This is a genomic window from Paenibacillus sp. CF384 (assembly GCF_900106745.1).
In the GTDB taxonomy this organism is placed as follows: Bacteria; Bacillota; Bacilli; order Paenibacillales; family Paenibacillaceae; genus Paenibacillus_Z.
The window spans coordinates 144,944-164,562 of sequence record NZ_FNNV01000005.1 but is presented as its reverse complement, the minus strand read 5'-3'; the positions used below and the strand labels follow the sequence as shown (position 1 = coordinate 164,562).

14 protein-coding genes are annotated in these 19,619 nt (G+C 53.3%); all 14 read left to right on the top strand.

The window, feature by feature from the left end:
• Positions 1–156 precede the first annotated feature (156 nt).
• The 14 genes from BLW29_RS11185 to BLW29_RS11120 all read left to right on the top strand — a co-directional run bounded on the left by BLW29_RS11185 (position 157) and on the right by BLW29_RS11120 (position 19,610).
• Entirely contained in the window at positions 157–1,758 is a 1,602-nt protein-coding gene (locus tag BLW29_RS11185; protein WP_090979407.1) for an SWIM zinc finger family protein, read from the top strand.
• The gene (locus BLW29_RS11180) at positions 1,755–4,688 is read left to right on the top strand and encodes a DEAD/DEAH box helicase (protein WP_090979405.1); all 2,934 of its coding nucleotides are present in this window, start codon (positions 1,755–1,757) and stop codon (positions 4,686–4,688) included. The genes BLW29_RS11185 and BLW29_RS11180 overlap by 4 nt, the downstream gene beginning before the upstream one ends.
• A 204-nt stretch (positions 4,689–4,892) precedes the next feature.
• Positions 4,893–5,225, top strand: a complete 333-nt coding sequence (locus BLW29_RS11175; RefSeq protein ID WP_090979403.1) for a hypothetical protein — start codon at positions 4,893–4,895, stop codon at positions 5,223–5,225.
• Positions 5,226–5,778: 553 nt separating this feature from the next.
• Positions 5,779–5,982, top strand: a complete 204-nt coding sequence (locus BLW29_RS11170) for a hypothetical protein (RefSeq protein ID WP_090979401.1) — start codon at positions 5,779–5,781, stop codon at positions 5,980–5,982.
• 514 nt (positions 5,983–6,496) lie between these two features.
• Positions 6,497–7,474, top strand: a complete 978-nt coding sequence (locus BLW29_RS11165; RefSeq protein ID WP_090979400.1) for an aldo/keto reductase — start codon at positions 6,497–6,499, stop codon at positions 7,472–7,474.
• A 255-nt stretch (positions 7,475–7,729) separates the two neighbouring features.
• Entirely contained in the window at positions 7,730–9,094 is a 1,365-nt protein-coding gene (locus tag BLW29_RS11160; protein WP_090979398.1) for an ABC transporter substrate-binding protein, read from the top strand.
• 88 nt (positions 9,095–9,182) lie between these two features.
• Complete coding sequence (locus tag BLW29_RS11155; RefSeq protein WP_090979396.1) at positions 9,183–10,064, top strand: carbohydrate ABC transporter permease; 882 nt, start codon at positions 9,183–9,185, stop codon at positions 10,062–10,064.
• Positions 10,064–10,963 carry a carbohydrate ABC transporter permease gene (locus BLW29_RS11150; protein ID WP_090979394.1) on the top strand — a complete coding sequence of 300 codons (900 nt, stop codon included), beginning with the start codon at positions 10,064–10,066 and terminating at the stop codon, positions 10,961–10,963. Before BLW29_RS11155 ends, BLW29_RS11150 begins: the two co-directional genes overlap by 1 nt.
• Positions 10,964–11,027: 64 nt before the next feature.
• On the top strand, positions 11,028–12,842 hold the full coding sequence (locus BLW29_RS11145) for a sensor histidine kinase (protein ID WP_090979392.1): 1,815 nt from the start codon (positions 11,028–11,030) through the stop codon (positions 12,840–12,842).
• Entirely contained in the window at positions 12,839–14,509 is a 1,671-nt protein-coding gene (locus BLW29_RS11140) for a response regulator transcription factor (RefSeq protein WP_090979390.1), read from the top strand. Before BLW29_RS11145 ends, BLW29_RS11140 begins: the two co-directional genes overlap by 4 nt.
• A 21-nt stretch (positions 14,510–14,530) precedes the next feature.
• Positions 14,531–16,138, top strand: a complete 1,608-nt coding sequence (locus BLW29_RS11135) for a glycoside hydrolase family 3 protein (RefSeq protein ID WP_090979388.1) — start codon at positions 14,531–14,533, stop codon at positions 16,136–16,138.
• 623 nt (positions 16,139–16,761) lie between these two features.
• Positions 16,762–17,289, top strand: a complete 528-nt coding sequence (locus BLW29_RS11130) for a hypothetical protein (RefSeq protein ID WP_090979386.1) — start codon at positions 16,762–16,764, stop codon at positions 17,287–17,289.
• Positions 17,290–17,313: 24 nt separating this feature from the next.
• Positions 17,314–18,606: a phytoene desaturase family protein gene (locus tag BLW29_RS11125; protein ID WP_177186584.1), complete on the top strand. Its 1,293-nt coding sequence runs from the start codon at positions 17,314–17,316 to the stop codon at positions 18,604–18,606.
• A 20-nt stretch (positions 18,607–18,626) separates the two neighbouring features.
• The gene (locus tag BLW29_RS11120) at positions 18,627–19,610 is read left to right on the top strand and encodes an RNA polymerase sigma-70 factor (protein WP_256208529.1); all 984 of its coding nucleotides are present in this window, start codon (positions 18,627–18,629) and stop codon (positions 19,608–19,610) included.
• The last annotated feature ends 9 nt before the right edge of the window (positions 19,611–19,619 follow it).

Here is a 19,619-nt window from a genome sequence, read left to right as displayed (position 1 = left end):
TTGTTGATTCCATCCTACGAAGCCTCTTGCTCGGACTTACCTGTCCGGACAAGGGGCTTTTATTATATCTCTTCCTGTCTGTCCCAGTTCAAAGCGAAACCGTTTGTGAATGTGGTATAATGATTGGAATGGTTATTGAGGAACGGGGGACGCATCGTGAGCACGTTTTTTCAATTGGATGAACAGCGGCTGCAGGCTTTGGAGACAGCTGTCGCAAGCAGCATCCCCCTTGAGGTGATGCAGCTTGGCTTTGATTATTACCGCCGGGAGAAGGTGCTTTCCGTTCAAGTGATGGAAGGAACCTCTGTATATGGAACCGTCAAGGATGCTGCGATTTTTGCCGTTACGCTCGATTGCGATGAGTTTGGATTCAGCACCTGTACGTGTCCGGTTAAAGGGTATTGCAAGCATATGGCTGCCGTTTTCTATGCTTATTATGAATATGCGGGAAGAAGTGCGGATGAGGTGCATAACCGCTTGTTATACGGTCAAGATCCGATGTTTACGGAAGATCGGGGAGATGGTGGTACGACTGCGGCAGCGGCAGTTGTTGCTGCGGCTAAGACCGGTCTCGAAGGTGACCCGCATCTATGGCAGCAAGATATGGAAGCGAAGCATGGCGAAATATGGCGGCAATGCAGACATTCCCTGCATCCGCTGCAGCCGGTTTTGTCGGCGATAAAGGCGGTTTCGAAGAATTGGGATGAAGGACTAAGACGGCTGCACTGGATGCACGGTATTATTTTTGTCATCGAGCAGTCGGAGAAAGCCTATTCGATTACAGACAGCTACAGCCGCTACTATTATGAGATGGCTTTCGCGCGGATGACGGAGCCCTGGATCAATCACTATCACGAGCTCGCGGGCGAGCTTACACCGGATACGATGACAGATCTTGAACGGGTCGGTGTCGAACAATTGCTTGAGCTGTTCCATGTACGGGAGATGGATCGGGAGCAGCAGCTTCACAGATGGGAGGCGCTGTATTTCTCGATCTGGGGGCAGCTTGTACATGATCCAGGCTGGACCGGCAAGGAGAAGCAATGGCTGGAGAATAAGCTGGCAGAGGAGAAAGGCACGGGACATGCAAGCTTCTTCGTCCCGATGGCACTGGCTTTTCTCGCATATGCAGAGAATAACGACGACTACGCGATGGAGCTGCTGGCGAGAACTCCATTTAATCGGACGGCCCTGCTTGCTTGCGATTGTGCCCTGCAGCGGCTGGAGGAACGGAATTGGACGAAGCTGGACAATTGGATTCGGTATTTGTACGGAGGTTTATCGATTGAGCGGAAATCCAAGGCATTTGGACCGTTCTTGTCGATGTGCCGTTTAGCCGATCTCCAGCAGCCGGATAATCCGAGCTGGCAGCAATACTTGGTTTCGTTCCTGCCGTATTCATATTTGGCGTTGACGGAGCATTGGCTGGATCGCAAGCATTATGACAAATGGGCTGATCTGCAGCTTCTGTTCGGCATTGAGCCTGACGAGATGGACATTCAATTGGTGCGGGAGATCAGCAAGGCTGCTCCCCGTGTGCTGTACCCGCTGTACCATCAAGCGATTGATGGCGCGATTCGCTCGCGTAATCGGCAAGGCTACAGGCAAGCCGTCAAGCTGATGAAGAAGCTCGAGAAGCTGTACAAAGCGGAAGAGCACAGCGATAAATGGAGCCGTTATGTGGATGGTATCGTACACAAGCATGGGCGCCTGCGCGCGCTGCAGGAAGAGCTTTGGAGGGGTAAAATCATCACATGAGAGGGTACACAGGTACTGAAACGGTTGTCGTTGACGGATTTTGGAAAGATGGCGAAGGCTTGGTGCTGGCAGCCGGGCATGTCGCTGGCATAACGCTTCGTCTGCGCCGCCTTCTCTTCGCTTGGCACGAAGCCTCATGGTTCGGTGCAGAGATCGAGGAACGTACGGACGAGCGGCTCAAACGAACGGAGCTGCCGTTGTCACCGGCAATTGCGATGGATTATTTATCTTCCCCGAAGCCGGTTAGGCTGCTGCAGGTGGAATGGACGGATAGGCTGCAGACGCTGGCTAAACTTGCTGAGATGATGCGCGAGGTGCTTCTCCACGGCTGGTTCTCTCCGGATTGGACGCGCTGGCGGGCAGAGGCGAGAGCTTGGCGACTCGATGTGCCGCGCGATGAGGAGAACAAGCGCAAGGAGTGGAAGCAGCTTGCAGAGCAGCTCGAGGAGCAGGGAGATATCGGAGCGCTGCAAGGCTGGCTGACCGGTATCGTGGAAGAGCTGATCGCTTCCGATGATTCGGTAGGCGTGGCTTGGCGAAACGCCGTATCCCAGGCCGGCGAAGGTGCGCTTATGATGAAAGCGGCCGATGAGGACGATTGGCTCGTCTCCATCGGCATGAAGCAGGATAATGCGCCGTTCCGAACCGCTTTGCAGCTGCTGGAGCCGAGCGATGGGCATGGCTGGCGGCTGCGTCCGGCAGTTCGCGACCGCGAAGATGGCGGACGCTGGATGACGCTTGCGCTTAATGAAGCGGCCGAGTCGCGTGGCGAAGATCGGTTTATGCTGCCGGCGGATGCTCCGGAAGCGTGGCGGGAGTCTTTTGCCGAGCGTATGCGCAAGGAAGAGATGAAATGGGCTGCGGCGCTTCCGGAATGGACGCGATCCGAGGATGGTACGCTTGGCGGCGATGCGGATGCCGGCCATATTCGTATTGAGCTGAATGATGCGCAGGCCTATGCATTTCTGGAGCAAGAGAGCGTGAAGCTGCTTGCCGCAGGCTGCTCCGTGCTGCTGCCATCTTGGTGGGAAGCGGCGCGCAACCGCAGGATGAAGCTGAAAGCCAAAGTGAAATCGTCGGTCGGCTCAGCCGAGCAGTCGATGTTCGGCCTTCAGCAAATCGTGGATTTCGACTGGAAGCTTGCCGTTGGCAACGTCGATATGACGGAAGCAGAGTTTATGAAGCTGGCTTCCGAGAATCGCAGACTGATGCAAGTTGGCGGCGAATGGGTGCATTTGGACCCGGGCGACATGGAACGGCTGCGCAAGTGGCTGAAGAAGAACGGCGGCAAGCGCGGCCTAACGATGCGCGATGTGATGGAGATGCATCTGCGCGGCGGGGCAGAGCTTGAGCCGGAAGATGAGATGCAGGAAGCATTGACAGCCGAAATCGAGCTGAATGAGCACTTGGCTACTTGGATCGGGCAGTTGAATGAATCGGCAGACTTGCCGCTTGTTGAAACGCCGGATGCTTTCCAAGGCGAGCTTCGCCATTATCAGCTGCAAGGTGTATCGTGGCTCGCGTTTCTGCGTAAGTTCGGACTTGGCGGCTGCTTAGCCGATGATATGGGTCTTGGCAAAACGATTCAGTTTACTGCTTATTTGCAGCATGTGATGGAGCAAGGGAGCTTCGGACCCTCGCTGCTTATCTGCCCGACGTCGGTTATCGGCAACTGGGAGAAGGAGCTGGAACGATTCGCTCCGGAGCTGCGCGTGATGGTGCATTATGGACCGAAACGCATGCGCGGAGAGGACTTCGCGGCTGAAGCTGCCGAGGCTGACCTTGTTATCACCTCGTATACACTGGCTCCAATCGATGAAGAAGAACTCGGTGCTGTTTCATGGGATGTTCTTTGTTTGGATGAAGCCCAGAATATTAAGAACTATTACACGAAGCAATCTTCCGCGATTCGCGGGTTCTCCGCGCATCACCGGGTTGCTTTGACAGGTACGCCGATGGAGAATCGGTTGACGGAGCTGTGGTCGCTGTATGATTTTACGAATCCGGGCTATCTGGGGACGTTGACTGAATTCCGTAAAGCGGTCGTGCTTCCGATTGAGAAGGAGCGCGACGAGGCGCTGATTGCTGAGCTGCAGCGGTGGGTGAAACCCTTCATGCTGCGCCGGCTTAAGAAGGATCCTGCCATCGCGCTTGCGCTGCCGGAGAAGAACGAGATGCGTACGTATTTGTCGCTGACGGTGGAGCAAGGTGCGCTGTACGAGAATATTGTGTCTGAACTGATGAATCAGCTGGAGGCGGTCGGCGCGCTGCAGCGTCGGGGGATTATTCTCTCCGCGCTTACTCGCTTGAAGCAGGTATGCGATCATCCGAGCTTATTATTGAAGGAAGACCGGGCGTTATTCCCTTCAGCATGGGAGATCGAGCGCTCCAACAAGGTGCTGCGCGTTCTTGAGATGGTGGAAGAGATTGCGGCGGAAGGCGAACGCTGTTTGATTTTCACGCAGTATGTGGAGATGGGGGCTACGCTCAAGCGGCTCATTGAAGAGCGGCTGAGTATTCCGACGCCGTATCTGTACGGGGCTGTGCCGAAGGCGGAGCGGGATCAGATGATCGAGCGATTCCAGAATGAAGCGGAGCCGGGATGCGCCTTCGTCCTGTCATTGAAAGCAGGCGGTACCGGACTCAACTTGACGGCGGCGAATCATGTGATTCATTTCGATAGATGGTGGAATCCAGCTGTCGAGAATCAAGCGACAGACCGTGCGTTCCGAATCGGTCAGAAGCGTAATGTGCAGGTTCACAAATACGTGACGCTGGGCACACTGGAAGAGCGGATCGACGACATGATCACACGCAAGCAGATGCTTAACGATCAAGTCGTGAGCCAATCGGAGAACTGGATTACCGAGATGTCGACTGACGAGCTGCGCGAGCTGTTCTCGCTCCGCAAGCATCGGCTCAAGGGTTAGAGCGAACGTGAGTGATGTGCGGGGCAGGGCAGAGCAGAGCAGGACAGGGCAGAGCAGGACAGGGCAGGAAGCTAAATGATCGTGAGGCGACCAATGGAGCTAAACATGGTGCGGCAGAAGGCGATCAATGGAGTTAAGCAATCGAGGTGCAGTTTATTACAATCGATGGAGCTATGCAACAGTGAGTGAGGTGCAAGGCAACTGATGGAAGAATGGGCGGGTAAACAAGCGCGTGAGGATGAAGTTGTGCTAACAGCTGAGCTAGACACCGAAGAGGTGAGAGATGGATCCGAGGCGGAGGCAGCTGATGGTGTGGTGCAGCCGAGTGGTGCAGAAGCTGGAGCGGGTACCAAGTCTTCACCTGCGGTTGATGTATCGCAGCGAGAGAGCCGCCTTCATTTAAGCGGTAAGCCGGCGCCTACGGCGGAGCAGGGCACGCCGGGGAGCGTGATCGGCCCAGCCGAGGCTGCGCCGCATTGGCGTGAATTTTACGGCGCCGTTCGCGCTGCAGTACAAGGGATGCGCGGTGGTGAGTAGCCTCACCACTTGCTATAGATATTGAGAAGACGGCGATGATGGTTATCGCCGTCTTTATTTGTTCATCATTCCAATTCCAAAGAAGGGTATCCGCTACCTTACATTTGCATATTTCCGCTTATAAGGGCTCAAGAAGGGTACCATGTTCCGCTCTTGAGCTCCTTTTTTCGATTTTTACACCAAGAGAGGTACTAGCTACCTCTCTGAATATCATTGTGGGACTGCTTCATACAAAGGTGTAGCTCTGGGCGATGAGAGGAAGTAGCGTGTCTAGACGTCTACATTGGCGGGAATGAGGGGAGTGCGGAGAAAGTAGCGTGTCTAGGTGTCTACATTGGCGGGAATGTGGTGATTTCGGAGAGAGTAGCTGGTCTAGACGTCTTACATTGGTGAGAATGAGGGGAATGGAGAAGAAGTAGCGTGTCTAGACGTCTACATTGGCGGTAATAAGGGGAATGGAGAAGAAGTAGCTGGTCTAGACGTCTACATTGGCGGTAATGAGGGGAATGCGGAGGAAGTAGCGAGTCTAGGTGTCTACATTGGCGGGAATGTGGTGATTTCGGAGAGAGTAGCTGGTCTAGACGTCTACATTGGTGAGAATGAGGGGAATGGAGAAGAAGTAGCTGGTCTAGACGTCTACATTAGCGGAAATGAGGGGAGTGCGGAGAAAGTAGCGTGTCTAGACGTCTACATCGGCGGGAATGAGGGGAATGCGGAGAAAGTAGCGTGTCTAGACGTCTACATCGGCGGGAATTAGGGGAATGCGGAGGAAGTAGCGAGTCTAGGTGTCTACATTGGCGGGAATTAGGGGGATTTCGAGAAAGAAGCTCATCTAGAAGTCTACATTAGCCAGAGCTCGTTGCAGCAGACATCCGCCTTAGATACTCGATAGCAACTAACTTACCGAGAGATTTGCATTAACTTAGTATGGAGAGCCACGTGCGCCGCAGTCATTCAATTCGAGCTCATGTGTGGTCCTGAGAGCCACACATGAGCCGTAATCATCCAATTCGAGCACATGTGTGGTTCTGAGAGCCACACATGAGCCGTAATCATCCAATTCGAGCAAATGTGTGGTCCTGAGAGCCACACATACGCCGCAGTCATCCAATTCGAGCAAATGTGTGGTCCTGAGAGCCACACATGCGCAGCAATTCTCCAATCGCCTAAACAGCAACTTCATTTCTCTTTCCCGGCCAAATTCTTTATAATAGGAAAGGGACTTATTTCCTTATCTCATTCATACTTGGAAGAGGAGCTGTGAAATCAAGATGAAGTATACCTATTTGGGACGTTCTGGTTTGAAGGTTAGCCGCTTGTGCTTGGGAACGATGAATTTCGGAGTCGATACGGACGAGCAGGAAGCGTTTCGGATTATGGATGCGGCACTGGATGCGGGCATTAACTTCTTTGATACGGCGAACATTTACGGTTGGGGCGAGAATGCCGGCCGCACGGAGGAAATCATCGGTCGCTGGTTCGCGCAAGGCGGCGGACGCCGTGAGCGTACCGTGCTGGCAACGAAATTCTACGGTGATATGAGTAACAAGAACGATGGACCAAACCGCGATGGCGGGTTGTCTGCTTATAAGCTTCGCCGTCACTTGGAAGCCTCGCTTAAGCGCTTACAAACGGATCATATCGAGCTGTACCAAATGCATCACGTTGATCGCAACGTGAGCTGGGACGAGCTATGGCCTGCATTCCAAGCGGCACAAACACAAGGTCAAATCGGCTACGTCGGGGCGAGCAACTTTGCCGGCTGGGACCTTGCCGTTGCACAAGGCGAAGCCAAAGCTCGCGGAATACTCGGACTTGTGTCGGAGCAACATAAATATAACCTGCTTTGCCGCTTGCCGGAGCTGGAAGTACTGCCAGCCTCCCAAGGACTCGGCATCGGCGTCATTCCCTGGAGCCCGCTTGACGGCGGCCTGCTGGCTGGTAACGTTCGCCGCGGCGGCGCTGGCAAACGCAGCGGTGACCTCAAGCGCATCGAGCAGCACGCGGCGCAGCTTGAAGCTTACGGCGCGCTTTGCGACGAGCTTGGCGAACGCGAGGATGTTGTTTCGCTGGCATGGCTGCTGTCGAACCCAGCTGTAACAGCTCCAATCATCGGCGTACGTACGGCCGAGCAATTCGAAAGCTCTCTGCGTGCAGTTGAGCTTGAATTGGACGAGTCGACGCTGAAACGCATCGACGAGATCTTCCCAGGACCAGGCGGAGAAGCACCACGCGCGTATGCTTGGTAATCAATAAGTCAATCACACGTTCCAATGTCATGGAACCTAACAGCAAGGATACTATTCTCTGATTAATAACGCTGCCCACAGGATTATTACCTCCTGTGGGTCGTTTATTATTACCCCTTCCTCATTTTCAAGCCTAAAAGTATCCCCATCTCGTTGTATTTTCGACCTCCTGCGTTCTTGCTGCTCCCTCTATAATTCAAAGTGTAAGGAAGAGCAGTAAACAACTATTACGATTACACATTTGGAGGTCTTGAAATGAAAAAAGGATTTACAGTCGCAGCCGTGACGCTCATGTCGGCATCCCTTGTACTTTCCGCATGCGGTTCCAAAGACGACAACAACACTACCAACACTTCAAATACGACAACGAACGAAGGCTCAACCAACAACGAAACGCCGGTGGCGAAAGACGTTACGCTTTCCCTGCGTCATACGCAAATTAAAGAAACAAGCAAAGTGCGTCTGAAGATCCTGCAAGATGTTGTAGCAAAAACAGAACAAGAAAACGCCGGCCTCAAATTCAACCTTGAAGGTATCGACGAAGTCGTTAACCGCGATCAGAAGCTGAAAGCGGAAATGGCCGCAGGCAACCCGCCTGACATCTTCGAAGTATTCGGCGGCGCGGACTTGAACCTCTACGTAAAAGCAGGCCGTATGCTCGACCTGACGCCGATCATTGAAGAGCTTGGCATCAAAGACAAGTTCGCAAGCTTGGACGAGTTTACAATCGACGGTAAAGTGTACGGCCTTCCATTCGGCGGTTACAGCGAGGGCGTGTTCTATAACAAGAAGATGTTCACGGATTACGGCCTGGAAGTTCCGAAAACATTCGCAGACCTGATCAAAGTAGCCGACGCGATTAAAGCAAAAGGCAAAACGCCATTCGCGCTTGCGGCCAAAGACGGCTGGGTTAACGGCATGCTGTGGAACACAGTCATGGAACGTCGCGTGGGCATCGATGCTTTCAGCAAACTGGTGACAGGCGAAGCCAAATGGACCGATGCTGATTTCGTAGCCGGCTTCAGCGACTACGCAACACTGGTGAATAACGATTACTTCACTAAAGGTGCACTTGGCTTGCCATATGCAGAGCAAGGCGCGCAATTCCTGAAAGGAGACGCAGCGATGGTCTTCACAGGAAGCTGGGATGCCAACCGCTTCACAGGCGACGAAGCAGGCGAGCTCAAAGGCAATATCGGTTACTTCTCCTACCCGTCCATCGACGGCGGTAAAGGCGACCAAACATCGATCAATGCAAGTTACTCCAACGGTTTCGGCTTCTCGTCTAACCTGAATGATGATCAAAAAGAAGCAGTGAAGAAATTCATCGGTAACTTCTTCAACGAAGAAATCCAGAAGCGTACGCTGCTTGAAGACAAGGTTCTTCCTTCCATGAAACTGTCCGACCTGTCCGGCGTAGATCCGCTGATCTCTGATGTTCTGAACGTAATGGGCGGCGCATCGACGTCCTGGAAAGCTTTTGACGCGATCGTTCAACCAAGCGTTGGCGCTGATGTAGGTGTAGGTCTGCAAGAGCTGATCGGCAAAGTGAAGAAGCCGGAAGAAGTAGCGGCGAAAATCCAAGCGTCCCAAGAGAAAGCGAACGCAGCACAAAAATAAGAGCAATCACAACTTGTTGATGAATGGAGGGTGTCCTGCCGTAACAGGCACCCTCTTTTTATACGCCTAACCTGCTAGGAGGATCCCAATGTATCAAGCGCTGAGAAACCCTTGGACGTATCTGGCTTTTGTTATCCCCACGCTTCTGCTTTACGGTTTGTTCTTTTTATATCCGGTCGTTGTGTCTTTCATTTATGGATTCTATCAATGGGATGGCATTTCCGAGAAAGTATTTATCGGCATCGATAACTTTACAAGATTGATTCACGACGAAGTGTTCTTGAAATCGCTCGGCAACAACTTCTATTTCATGGCTTTTTCCCTTATCGTCAATATTCCGCTCGTGTTTCTGATTGCCATTATGGTCAGTAAAGCAAGACGCATGCGCGGTTTCTATAAATCAGCTGTGTTCGTACCTGTCGTCATCTCCACGGCAACCGTCGCGATTCTGTTCGGCGTATTGTACAACTATGAATCCGGTATGATCAACCAAGTTTTGCGCGCGATCGGCGGCGAAAGCTGGGCGAAAGAATGGCTCTCCGATCCACATCTGGCGATGCTCTCGATTCTGATCGCGAACGCATGGCAGAACATCGGTTTCTTCATTGTGCTCTGTCTGGCTGCGATTCTGAATATTCCGAAGGAAATCGGCGAAGCGGCGAAGATCGACGGCGTCAACGCATGGAGCGAAACGTGGAAAATCACGCTGCCGCTCGTACGTCCCATTCTGTTCGTCATGCTGCTGCTAACGGTGTCCGGCACGTTAAAAGTGCTTGATATCGTGCAAATTATGACCAATGGCGGACCCTTCCAGTCTACAGAGGTGATGTCAACGTATGCTCTGAAAGTCGGCTTCCGCTCCTTGGAGCTTGGTTATGGCAGCTCCATCGGCGTAGCGATGTTCATTCTGATTCTGGCGATGACGGCTATCCTGCAGCGTGTATCCAAATCCGAGGAGGTGCAGTACTAATGGAACGTGTCCTTACGAAAGGCAACCTTACACCATCGAAAGATACGGCCAATCATAAACTGCACCGTTCGAACAAAATAAGCAACAGCCAGTGGTCGCTTCATTTGTCATTATGGGTGTACGTGATTGTGATTCTTTTCCCGCTGCTGTGGCTGCTCCTATCTTCATTCAAGACGAATCGGGAGATTACCGTTAATACCTGGGCATTCCCATCCAAGTTCAACTTCGACAACTACAAGGCTGCTTGGCAAAGCGCTCATATCGGGGAGTATGCGTTTAACAGTCTATATGTAACGGTTGCTGCATGTTTGCTAACGATTGTGCTTTCGGCAGCAACGGCTTTCGCGTTGTCCCGGATGAAATACAAAGTGCTAAGCAAGCGGATTTATGGTCTTATTCTGATGGGCTTGCTCGTGCCTCCGGGCGCTCTGTTCATCCCCCTGTACCGCTTGGTGAATGATCTTCATCTCTACGATACGCATCAGGCGCTCATTTTGGTATACTGCACATATGCATTGCCAATTACCATCTTCATCCTGCATGCGTTCATGCAATCCGTTCCAACCGAGCTTGAAGAGGCCGGCATTATGGACGGGCTTAGTGCTGCGGGATTGTTCGTCAGAGTGATTATACCGGTGTCGATGCCGGCGCTCGTTACCGTCTTCATCCTTGCGTTCATCGGCAACTGGAACGAATATATACTCTCGCAGCTGCTCGTCACGACAGAATCGCTGCGTACGCTGCCGACCGGAATGGCTACGTTCAATGACGGCTACCGGACGAATTTTGCATCGCTCTCTGCGGCAGTCATTATCAGCATCATTCCGGTGCTGCTCGTGTACATGTTCCTGCAGCGCCAAATTATCGACGGAATGACAGCGGGCAGCGTGAAGGGCTAACTTCGTAGCTTGGCGCGGACGCGCTTGTCGGTGACAAGAACTGTACTCATAAAGGAGCCGTCCCATGAATTTGCGTCCGAAGCTGCTGCTGGCATTTATAGGTTTGATCGTTGCTCCGCTTATTTGTCTTGGCATCGTCTCCTTTCTGAATTCGGAGCAGCTGCTGGAGAAGAAGTATAGCGAGCAAACCGAAATTACGCTCAAAGCGGTGGGCGGCAATATCCGCTATTTCTTCCGGGAGCTCGATCAGCTTACCGATACCAGCGTCACGAACGCAACCGTTCAAGATGCGCTGCGCAGCTCCCGCAACTCGGTTAATGATGCAAGCAGGCTGATCGCAATCAGCCAATACGAGAAGTCGCTCGGAAAGCTGCTTTGGCAAAATCCGGCGCTCAGCATGGTGATGCTTTACGGGGAGGACGGGACGATGTTCCGTTCTTATCGTAATGATCCGACGACATTTAAGAATATTACGTACGATATGTTGAAGAATCACTCGATCTATCCGCAGATCAAGCAGTACAGCGGCCGGCCGATGTGGATCGGTCCTTACGAACAGCCCGGCTTAACAGGTACCGGTGCGGCTTTATTCACGCAGCTGCGCATTGTGCGTGATATGGAATCTTTCAACGAATCCGGTATTATGGTGACACAGGTGAAGACCGACGATGTGGACAGCATGCTGCAGGATTTTACGCTCTCAGGGGAACAAGAAACGCAGACTCGCTATCTCATCATCAACAACGGCGGTCTGGTTATGCTGGATAGTAAGCACGAATTAGAGGGAAGATACGCTCAAAATGAAATGCAGCTTCAATTGCAGCATACCCAGCGTTATGTAAGCTCTCGCACCATGTTCAATCATGAGGATTCTCTTGTTTCGGCGTATAACCTCGACCGCAGCGGGTGGATCCTTATTTCCGTCAAGTCATGGGAGTCGCTCACCAGCGAAAATATCCGTTTCGTGCAGTGGATCGGCGGAATTACGCTGCTATGTTTGATTTTTGCGATTCTATTTAATATTTTCTTCGTTAGCCGGGTCGCGAAATCAATCATTCGGGTCGTTCGCAAAATGCGCCTCGTGGAGCAGGGCATGATGGATACCCGCGTTCCGGCGAAAGGCAAGGACGAAACCGTGCTCCTAGCGCGCAGCTTTAACAGCATGGTGGAGACAATAGGGCGTCTGCTAAGTGAGGTGCGCACCGAGCAGGAGCGGAAGCAGCGCGCGGAGATGATGCTGATGCAGGCGCAGATCAAGCCGCATTTTCTATTTAATACGCTGGAGTCGATCAATGCGCTGGCAGCCCAGAACGAAGGCGGCAAAATCATGCAGATGGTGCGCAGATTGAGCATCCTCCTGCGAACGAGCATGCATCACTCGGAGATTATTACGGTTCAGCAAGAGGTTGAGCATGTGCGCAGCTACCTGGAGATTCAGAAATACCGCTTCGAGGATCTATTCAGCTATGAGCTGTTGATCTCGGAGGAGACGCTCGATTATACGATTCTGAAGCTGACCCTGCAGCCGCTTGTCGAGAACAGTATTCAACACGGATTTGAAGGGCTTGCGCATGTTGGCATGATTTCCGTTTCGGTTCATCTGGAAGAAGGTTTGGTCATCCTGACCGTTACCGATAATGGAATCGGCATGAACGAGGAGGCCTTGAAACGCATTAACGGACTGAGCAGCGAGCAGGAGCGAGATCTCGATTTGAACATGGCGGAACAAGGAGAACGGCGCGGACTTGGACTGCGCAGTGTCGCAGATCGGCTTCGCATTCATTATGGCTCGCCTTATGGTTTGCTCCTGTGCAGCCAGGAGGGGTACGGCACCATTATCCGAATTAAGATTCCACGAAACAGAGGTGAACGGGTATGAACGGAAAAGTGCTGCTTGTCGATGACGAACAACATATTACTCGCAACCTAGAGAAGGTTATCCCTTGGAGTATGCTTGGACTTGAAGTTACAGGTACCGCGAAGAACGGTGTTGAGGCATTGGAGCTTCTGCGGGAGAAACCTGCGGATTTGATCCTCTGCGACATCCGGATGCCGGTCATGGATGGACTCGAGCTCGTCCGCCAGATTCGGGAGCGGGGAATGGTTTGCGATGTTATCATGCTCTCGGGCTACCAGGACTTCTCGTACACGAGGTCTGCGATTCAGTATGGGGTGAAGGATTATATCCTTAAACCGATTCCGTATGATGAGCTGACTGGCGTTATCGCCCGCGTCATGTCGGAGCAGCGCAATAAACGGCAGCAGATGAAGGAAGAGCAGCGCAAGCTCGATCGCATGATCGATTTGGTGAACGAGAAGATTCTGTATGATGTGCTGATGGACTATACGGATATTACCCCGGACAATTGGCTGATGGCGGGACAGGAGCAGCTGCTCGGGGAGCCCCAATATACGCTGCTCGTGCTCGATATCGATGCCGGTTCAGCCGATGCTCGGGATTGGCGTGAATGGCCGGACAAAGAGCGGAAGATCTGGAATTTCGCCGTATGTAACGTCCTGCGCGAAACGCTGCAGCTGGATGGGCTGCATCATGCCGTCATCCAAATGCGTGATGGCGAATGGTGCGTCTTGATTCGCGGCGAGAAGGCTGCGGCAAGCGGAGATGGTTCGCCGGAGGCCCGTGACCTGCAGGTGAAGCAGTGGGCAGAAATGCTGCTGGCCTCCGTTCGCAAGAATGCTAAATTGCAGCTGCATGCGGGTATTTATGATAAAATGACAGCGATGAATAAGCTGTCCTCCGCTTATAAAACCGTGCAGCGCGGCATGCAGCTGTCTACCGAATCGGTGCCGATCGCGGTCTACGGCAGCGAGCTTGCAGGAGGCTTTGATGCGGGGCGCACGCTGTGGGATATTGCGGAGCGGTTGATTGGTGCGATGAAGCGCGGCGATGCGGTCGGCGTAGAAGGCGAGCAGAAGCGACTGGCGGAGCAGCTGCATAAGGCCGGCGGCAGTGCGGAAGGTCGGCTGAAGCCGATGCTGCATTTTCTGGCGCTGCATCTGATGCGGGAGCTGAAGGAAGCGGATTTGCTGCAGCGTGAGCAGGAAGAAGCCATGTGGCGCAAGATGGACTTGCATTTTGGCGTGAAGGATTTGTTCGCGGCGATCCGGCAGGCTTCCAGTGAAGGCGTGGCGCGTTCGACGGACAAGCGGAAGCATTCCGAGCGGCAGATGACCGATGCGAAGCAGTTCATGGACCGTCATCTGTTCCGCGATCTCAGCGTGGAAGAAGCCGCTACATACGTCGGATTGTCGACCTCGCATTTCAGCTTGTTATTTAAGCAAACGTATGGCGAAACCTTCATCGAATATATTACGCGTCAGCGAATGGAGAAAGCCAAATCGCTGCTGCTCGATACGCCGAAGAGCGTCGCGCTGATTGCCAAGGAAGTCGGGTATGCGGAGCGGCGGTATTTTACAAAAGTGTTTATGAAGTATGCGGGACAGAAACCGACGGACTACCGAATGGCCGTTCAGGGCGGCGGATCGCTGCTAGCGGTTTCTGAAGATTCAGAGGATGAGCATTAACGGGAGAGGTGCGTTCGAGACATGGGAGAGCAAGTTGCGTGGGGACAGTTTAGTTTGCGGGAGAAAATCGGGCAGTTATTTGTGTTTGGATTCCACGGTCATGAGCCGTCTGCCGAGATCGAAGCGCTGATTGGGGACTACGGCGTTGGCGGCATTATCTATTTTACGCGTAATATCGTAGATGCGAAACAGGTGCATGCCCTGTCGGCAGGTTTAATGGCTTCGGCAGAGCGATCGGGGAGATCGCCGATGTTTATTGCGGTGGATCAAGAAGGCGGCATGGTGTCGCGGCTAGTGAAAGGTGTCACGTTGATGCCGGGCAATATGGCGCTTGGCGCTGCAGGTTCTGCCGGAGGCGTGTTCGAGTCGGCGGCCATGTGCGGCGAGCAGCTTCGCGCACTCGGCATTAATTTGAACTATGCGCCTTGCATCGACGTGAACAATAACCCGGACAATCCGGTTATTAACGTTCGTTCCTACAGCGATCGGCCGGAGGTTGTCGGCGAGCTTGGGTTGGCGGCCGTTCGCGGTTATCAGCGCTCGCGTGTCTCGGCGACCGTGAAACATTTTCCGGGACATGGAGATACGAGCGTTGACTCGCATCGCGATTTGCCTGTGTTGACGCATGATCGGGAGCGGCTTGATGCGATTGAACTGGTGCCCTTCAAGATGGCAGCCGGCGAGACGGATATGATCATGACGGCACATGTTTGTTTGCCTGCGCTAGACCCGTCGGGCGTGCCTTCGACCTTGTCGCAGCCTGTATTGACGGGTTTGCTGCGCGGCGAGCTCGGTTATGAAGGCGTCATCGTAACGGACTGCTTGGAGATGAACGCCATCGACAAGTTCTACGGTCCGGAGCGCGGTGCTGTTATGGCGCTGCAAGCAGGCGCGGATATGGTGCTGATCTGCCACACGGCAGCGAAGCAGCGGACTGCGATTGAAGCGGTCGTTGCCGCGGTAGAGAACGGCGAGCTGAGCGAGGCGCGCATCGATGCTTCGCTGGCGCGCGTCATGCGCTTGAAGGCGAAGCGCGCGGTGGGCGAGGCGCTTGCGCCATGGGCGGAGGTCGAACCGGCGCTGAATACGCCGGACCAGCAGGCTGCAGCGCGCCACTGGAGCGAGGCTTCTGCGACGCTCGTGAAGAACGATCGCGGCTTGCTGCCGCTGCGGCGCGAGGCGAAGACGCTCGTGCTCTGGCCCGAGATCGTGACCGTGTCGGAAGCAGACGAGCTGCTGACCGACGACGGTACACTTGGGGGCCGACTCGCGGCGCGCATGCCGCATGTGACGGAGCGCCGCGTCGGAGCTGCCGATGCGCTGCAGGATCTTGCGGCGTTCGAGCAGATCGTGTTCGTGAGCTACGACGCGGCGAAGCACGCGAACGAGCGCGAGCTCGCTGCGCGGCTGCTCGCGGAAGCGGGCGATCGCACGGTTGCGGTATCTGTCCGCAACCCGCTCGATCTGCTCGTGTACCCGGACGTATCGGCGTTCATCGCCGTATACGAATGCCGTCCACTCGCGCTGGAATCCGCCGCGGGCGCACTGCTCGGCGAATTCACGCCAACAGGCCGACTGCCGCTGACACTGTCCGCGCAGTACCCGTTCGGCTGGCGTTGGGGCGAGTAAAGGTTGAGTTGATAGAGTTGCACGGGCCGTGGGCCTTGTGCAGCTCTTTTTTATTGTGTGTGTGTTGCTGTTGGGAGGCAATACATCGCTCGAAAGTAATCAAATGAGAGGAAGAGTGGCTCAGAGAGCAACACATTACTGGGGATGTAGCCGAATTTGTGGAAGGGAGCAACACATCTCTGGGAAAGTAGCTAAATGAGAGGAAGAGTGGTCCTGGGAACTACACATCGCTGAAATAGTAGTCAAATGAGAGATAGAGTGGTTCTAGGAGCAACACATCGCTGAAATAGTAGTCAAATGAGAGGAAGAGTGGTCCTGGAAGCAACACTTCACTGGAAAAGTAGTCAAATGAGAGAAAGAGTGGTTCTGGGAGCAACACATTGCTGGAATAGAAGCCAAATGAGAGAAAGAGTGGTTCTGGGAGCAACACATTGCTGGAATAGATGCCAAATGAGAGAAAGAGTGGTCCTGGAAGCAACACATCCCTGGAAAAGTAGCTAGATGAGAGAAAGAGCGGTCCTGGGAGCAACACATCACTGGAAAAGTAGCCATATGAGAGAAAGAGTAGCACAAGAGGCCACACATAATCGGAAACCGCAAAAGAAGCCCACCCAGAAGTCCACATGCGCATAAAATCATCGGAAACCGCAAAAGAAGCCCACCTAGAAGTCTACATGAGAATAAAATCATCGGAAAACACAAAAGTAGCCAACACAGAAGTCTACATGCGCATAAAATCAACGGAAACCGCAAAAGAAGCCCACCCAGAAGTCCACATGCGCATAAAATCATCGGAAACCGCAAAAGAAGCCCACCTAGAAGTCTACATGAGAATAAAATCATCGGAAAACACAAAAGTAGCCCACCCAGAAGTCTACATGCGCATAAAATCAACGGAAACCGGAAAAGAAGCCCACCCAGAAGTCCACATGCGCATAAAATCATCGGTAAACGCAAAAGAAGCCCACCTAGAAGTCTACATGAGAATAAAATCATCGGAAACCGCAAAAGAAGCCCATCTAGAAGTCTACATGCGCATAAAATCAACGGAAACCACAAAAGAAGCCCACCTAGAAGGCTACATGACCAGAAAATCTAAATTTTCACCACATCTGTCACAAACCCCCCTCCTCCAACGCCTTAACTTATGAAAGCATTCGGGGAGGGTGACAATAATGAAAACAAACTATGATACAGCGGTGATCGGCGGCGGGTTGGCGGGTTTGATTGCAGCGATAAAGGTGGCGCAGAGCGGCCGCTCCGTCCTGCTGCTGGAGAAGTCGAATCGACTCGGCGGACGTGCGATGACGAACCACAACAATGGTGTGTATCTCAACTTAGGCGGGCATGCGCTGTATAAAGCCGGTCGTGCGAATAGTATCCTGCAAGAACTTGGCATTCGAGCGGAAGGCGCTAAGCCGTCCACCAAAATGAATGTAATCTGGAACAATCAGCTCGTCCCTATGGGAGCAGATCCGCTTGGCATGCTGAAGACGAAGCTGCTCACATGGTCAAGCAAGATGCAGCTGATGCGTCTAATGGTCAAGTTAACTCGAATCAACGCAGCCAACATTCCTGCATCGAGCATTCGGGAATGGGCGGAGCGCGAGGTGCAAGATCCGATGGTAAGGCATGTTTTCTATGCGCTGTGCCGGACGGCGACGTATGCGTTTGATCCGGATCATCAGCTTGCTGCACCTGCTCTAGGGCAAATTCAGCGTTCGCTCAAGGGAGTCGTCTATCTCAATAAAGGCTGGCAGACCATCGTAGATCAATTGCGAGTCAAAGCTCAGCAGGCAGGCGTGCACATCGAGGCCAGCAAATCGGTAAAAGAAATCACTCATAGGGAAGGCAAGGTTACAGGTCTCGAACTGGGAGATGGCCTATCGATTTCCACAGCAAATGTGATTAGTACGGCCTCCCCTTCGGAAACGTATAAGCTTGTACCCGGAGCCGATGCGACGGTATTAAAGCAATGGAAAACAGAAGCGACCCCTTCTATGGCGGCCTGCCTGGATATTGGACTGAAGAAGCTCCCGGTCCCAGAGCATGAATTCGCGCTTGGCCTCGATCAGCCGATCTTCTTCTCCAATCATTCCGCTCATGCCACGATGAGCGACAACGGTGCGGTCGTGGTCCATTTGATCAAATATAACGGTCCCGGCGAGAACGATCCGAAGGCGGATGAGCAGCTGCTGCTGCAAACGATGAACTGGCTGCAGCCGGGCTGGCAGGACGAAGTTCTCGCAAAGCAGTTTCTGCCGAATATCACGGTAACGCACGGTTATCCGCGTACCGGTCAGAAGTTCAAGAACATGGGGCCGTCCGTTCCTGAAATTCATGGCTTATATGTCGCAGGAGACTGGGCCGGTCATGGCGAATTGCTTGCTGACGCATCGGCGGCAAGTGCCGTCAGGGCTGCGGAAGCTGTCGCAAAGCATTCACCAAGCTTGGCAGCGGCAAGGTAACGACACGGAGGTGTGCAACGATGAACATGAACACGGAACCGGAATCAAGCAAAGGAGCATCGTCGTCTGTAGAGGATTATATCTCCTATCGGCCGCTCTTGTTTTCATTAGCTTACCGGATGCTCGGCAGCGTAATGGATGCGGAAGATGTGGTGCAGGAGGCTTTTATCTATGTAAATGTGAAGAGGCCGGAGCACATCACCAGTATGAAGGCGTATTTGTGCAAAATCGTCACGAACCGCTGCATCGATCTACTGCGTTCCTCTCGAAAGCAGCGGGAAGTCTACGTTGGAACCTGGCTGCCGGAGCCGCTTGTCCCGGATGCAGCACGTTCGTTCGCAGAGCCGGATGACCGCTATCTACAGAAAGAGTCCATATCTACAGCATACTTGCTCCTGCTGCAGCAGCTGTCTTGGGTGGAGCGTGCCGTATTTCTACTCCGCGAAGTGCTGCAGTACGAGTATGACGAGATTGCAGAGATCGTGGGCAAGAGCAGCACGAATTGCCGCCAAATTTTCCGCCGAGCCAAGCTGGCCATCAGTCAAATACCGGAGCAGGATGATGCGCTGAAGTCATCGCTGCAAACTACACCAATCGAGCAGCAACAGCCATTAAAGCCGCCGGCCGTCGAGAAAACATCAACAATCGTGGAGCAGTTCGTGCAAGCCATCATGTCCGGAAATATGGGGCAATTGCTAAGCGTTGTTCGTGCAGATGCGGTTCTCTACTCGGATGGCGGCGGGAAGGTGAAAGCGGCGATTCGTCCCATTCTGGGCGCCGAGCGTATCGCGGCATACTTCTTCGGTCTGCTTGCTAAGCTGCCGCAAGATTATACCTACGTCTTGTCCGAGGTAAACGGAGAAACCGGCATTGTCGGATACGATGGCGATGGACAGCCGAATAACGTGCATTCCTTTGAGATTGCGGATGGCCAAATCTCATCGTTCTATATCGTCGTCAATCCCGATAAACTCAGACATATCGCGGCTGCGTCGGAACGGTAGCCCTCGCGC

Excerpts from the sequence above, each read along its gene's own strand:
- BLW29_RS11180 (WP_090979405.1), top strand. The coding sequence starts at position 1,755 with ATGAGAGGGTACACAGGTACTGAAACGGTTGTCGTTGACGGATTTTGG.
- BLW29_RS11175 (WP_090979403.1), top strand. The coding sequence starts at position 4,893 with ATGGAAGAATGGGCGGGTAAACAAGCGCGTGAGGATGAAGTTGTGCTA.
- BLW29_RS11165 (WP_090979400.1), top strand. The coding sequence starts at position 6,497 with ATGAAGTATACCTATTTGGGACGTTCTGGTTTGAAGGTTAGCCGCTTG.
- BLW29_RS11160 (WP_090979398.1), top strand. The coding sequence starts at position 7,730 with ATGAAAAAAGGATTTACAGTCGCAGCCGTGACGCTCATGTCGGCATCC.
- BLW29_RS11155 (WP_090979396.1), top strand. The coding sequence starts at position 9,183 with ATGTATCAAGCGCTGAGAAACCCTTGGACGTATCTGGCTTTTGTTATC.
- BLW29_RS11150 (WP_090979394.1), top strand. The coding sequence starts at position 10,064 with ATGGAACGTGTCCTTACGAAAGGCAACCTTACACCATCGAAAGATACG.
- BLW29_RS11145 (WP_090979392.1), top strand. The coding sequence starts at position 11,028 with ATGAATTTGCGTCCGAAGCTGCTGCTGGCATTTATAGGTTTGATCGTT.
- BLW29_RS11140 (WP_090979390.1), top strand. The coding sequence starts at position 12,839 with ATGAACGGAAAAGTGCTGCTTGTCGATGACGAACAACATATTACTCGC.
- BLW29_RS11135 (WP_090979388.1), top strand. The coding sequence starts at position 14,531 with ATGGGAGAGCAAGTTGCGTGGGGACAGTTTAGTTTGCGGGAGAAAATC.
- BLW29_RS11130 (WP_090979386.1), top strand. The coding sequence starts at position 16,762 with ATGCGCATAAAATCATCGGAAACCGCAAAAGAAGCCCACCTAGAAGTC.
- BLW29_RS11125 (WP_177186584.1), top strand. The coding sequence starts at position 17,314 with ATGAAAACAAACTATGATACAGCGGTGATCGGCGGCGGGTTGGCGGGT.
- BLW29_RS11120 (WP_256208529.1), top strand. The coding sequence starts at position 18,627 with ATGAACATGAACACGGAACCGGAATCAAGCAAAGGAGCATCGTCGTCT.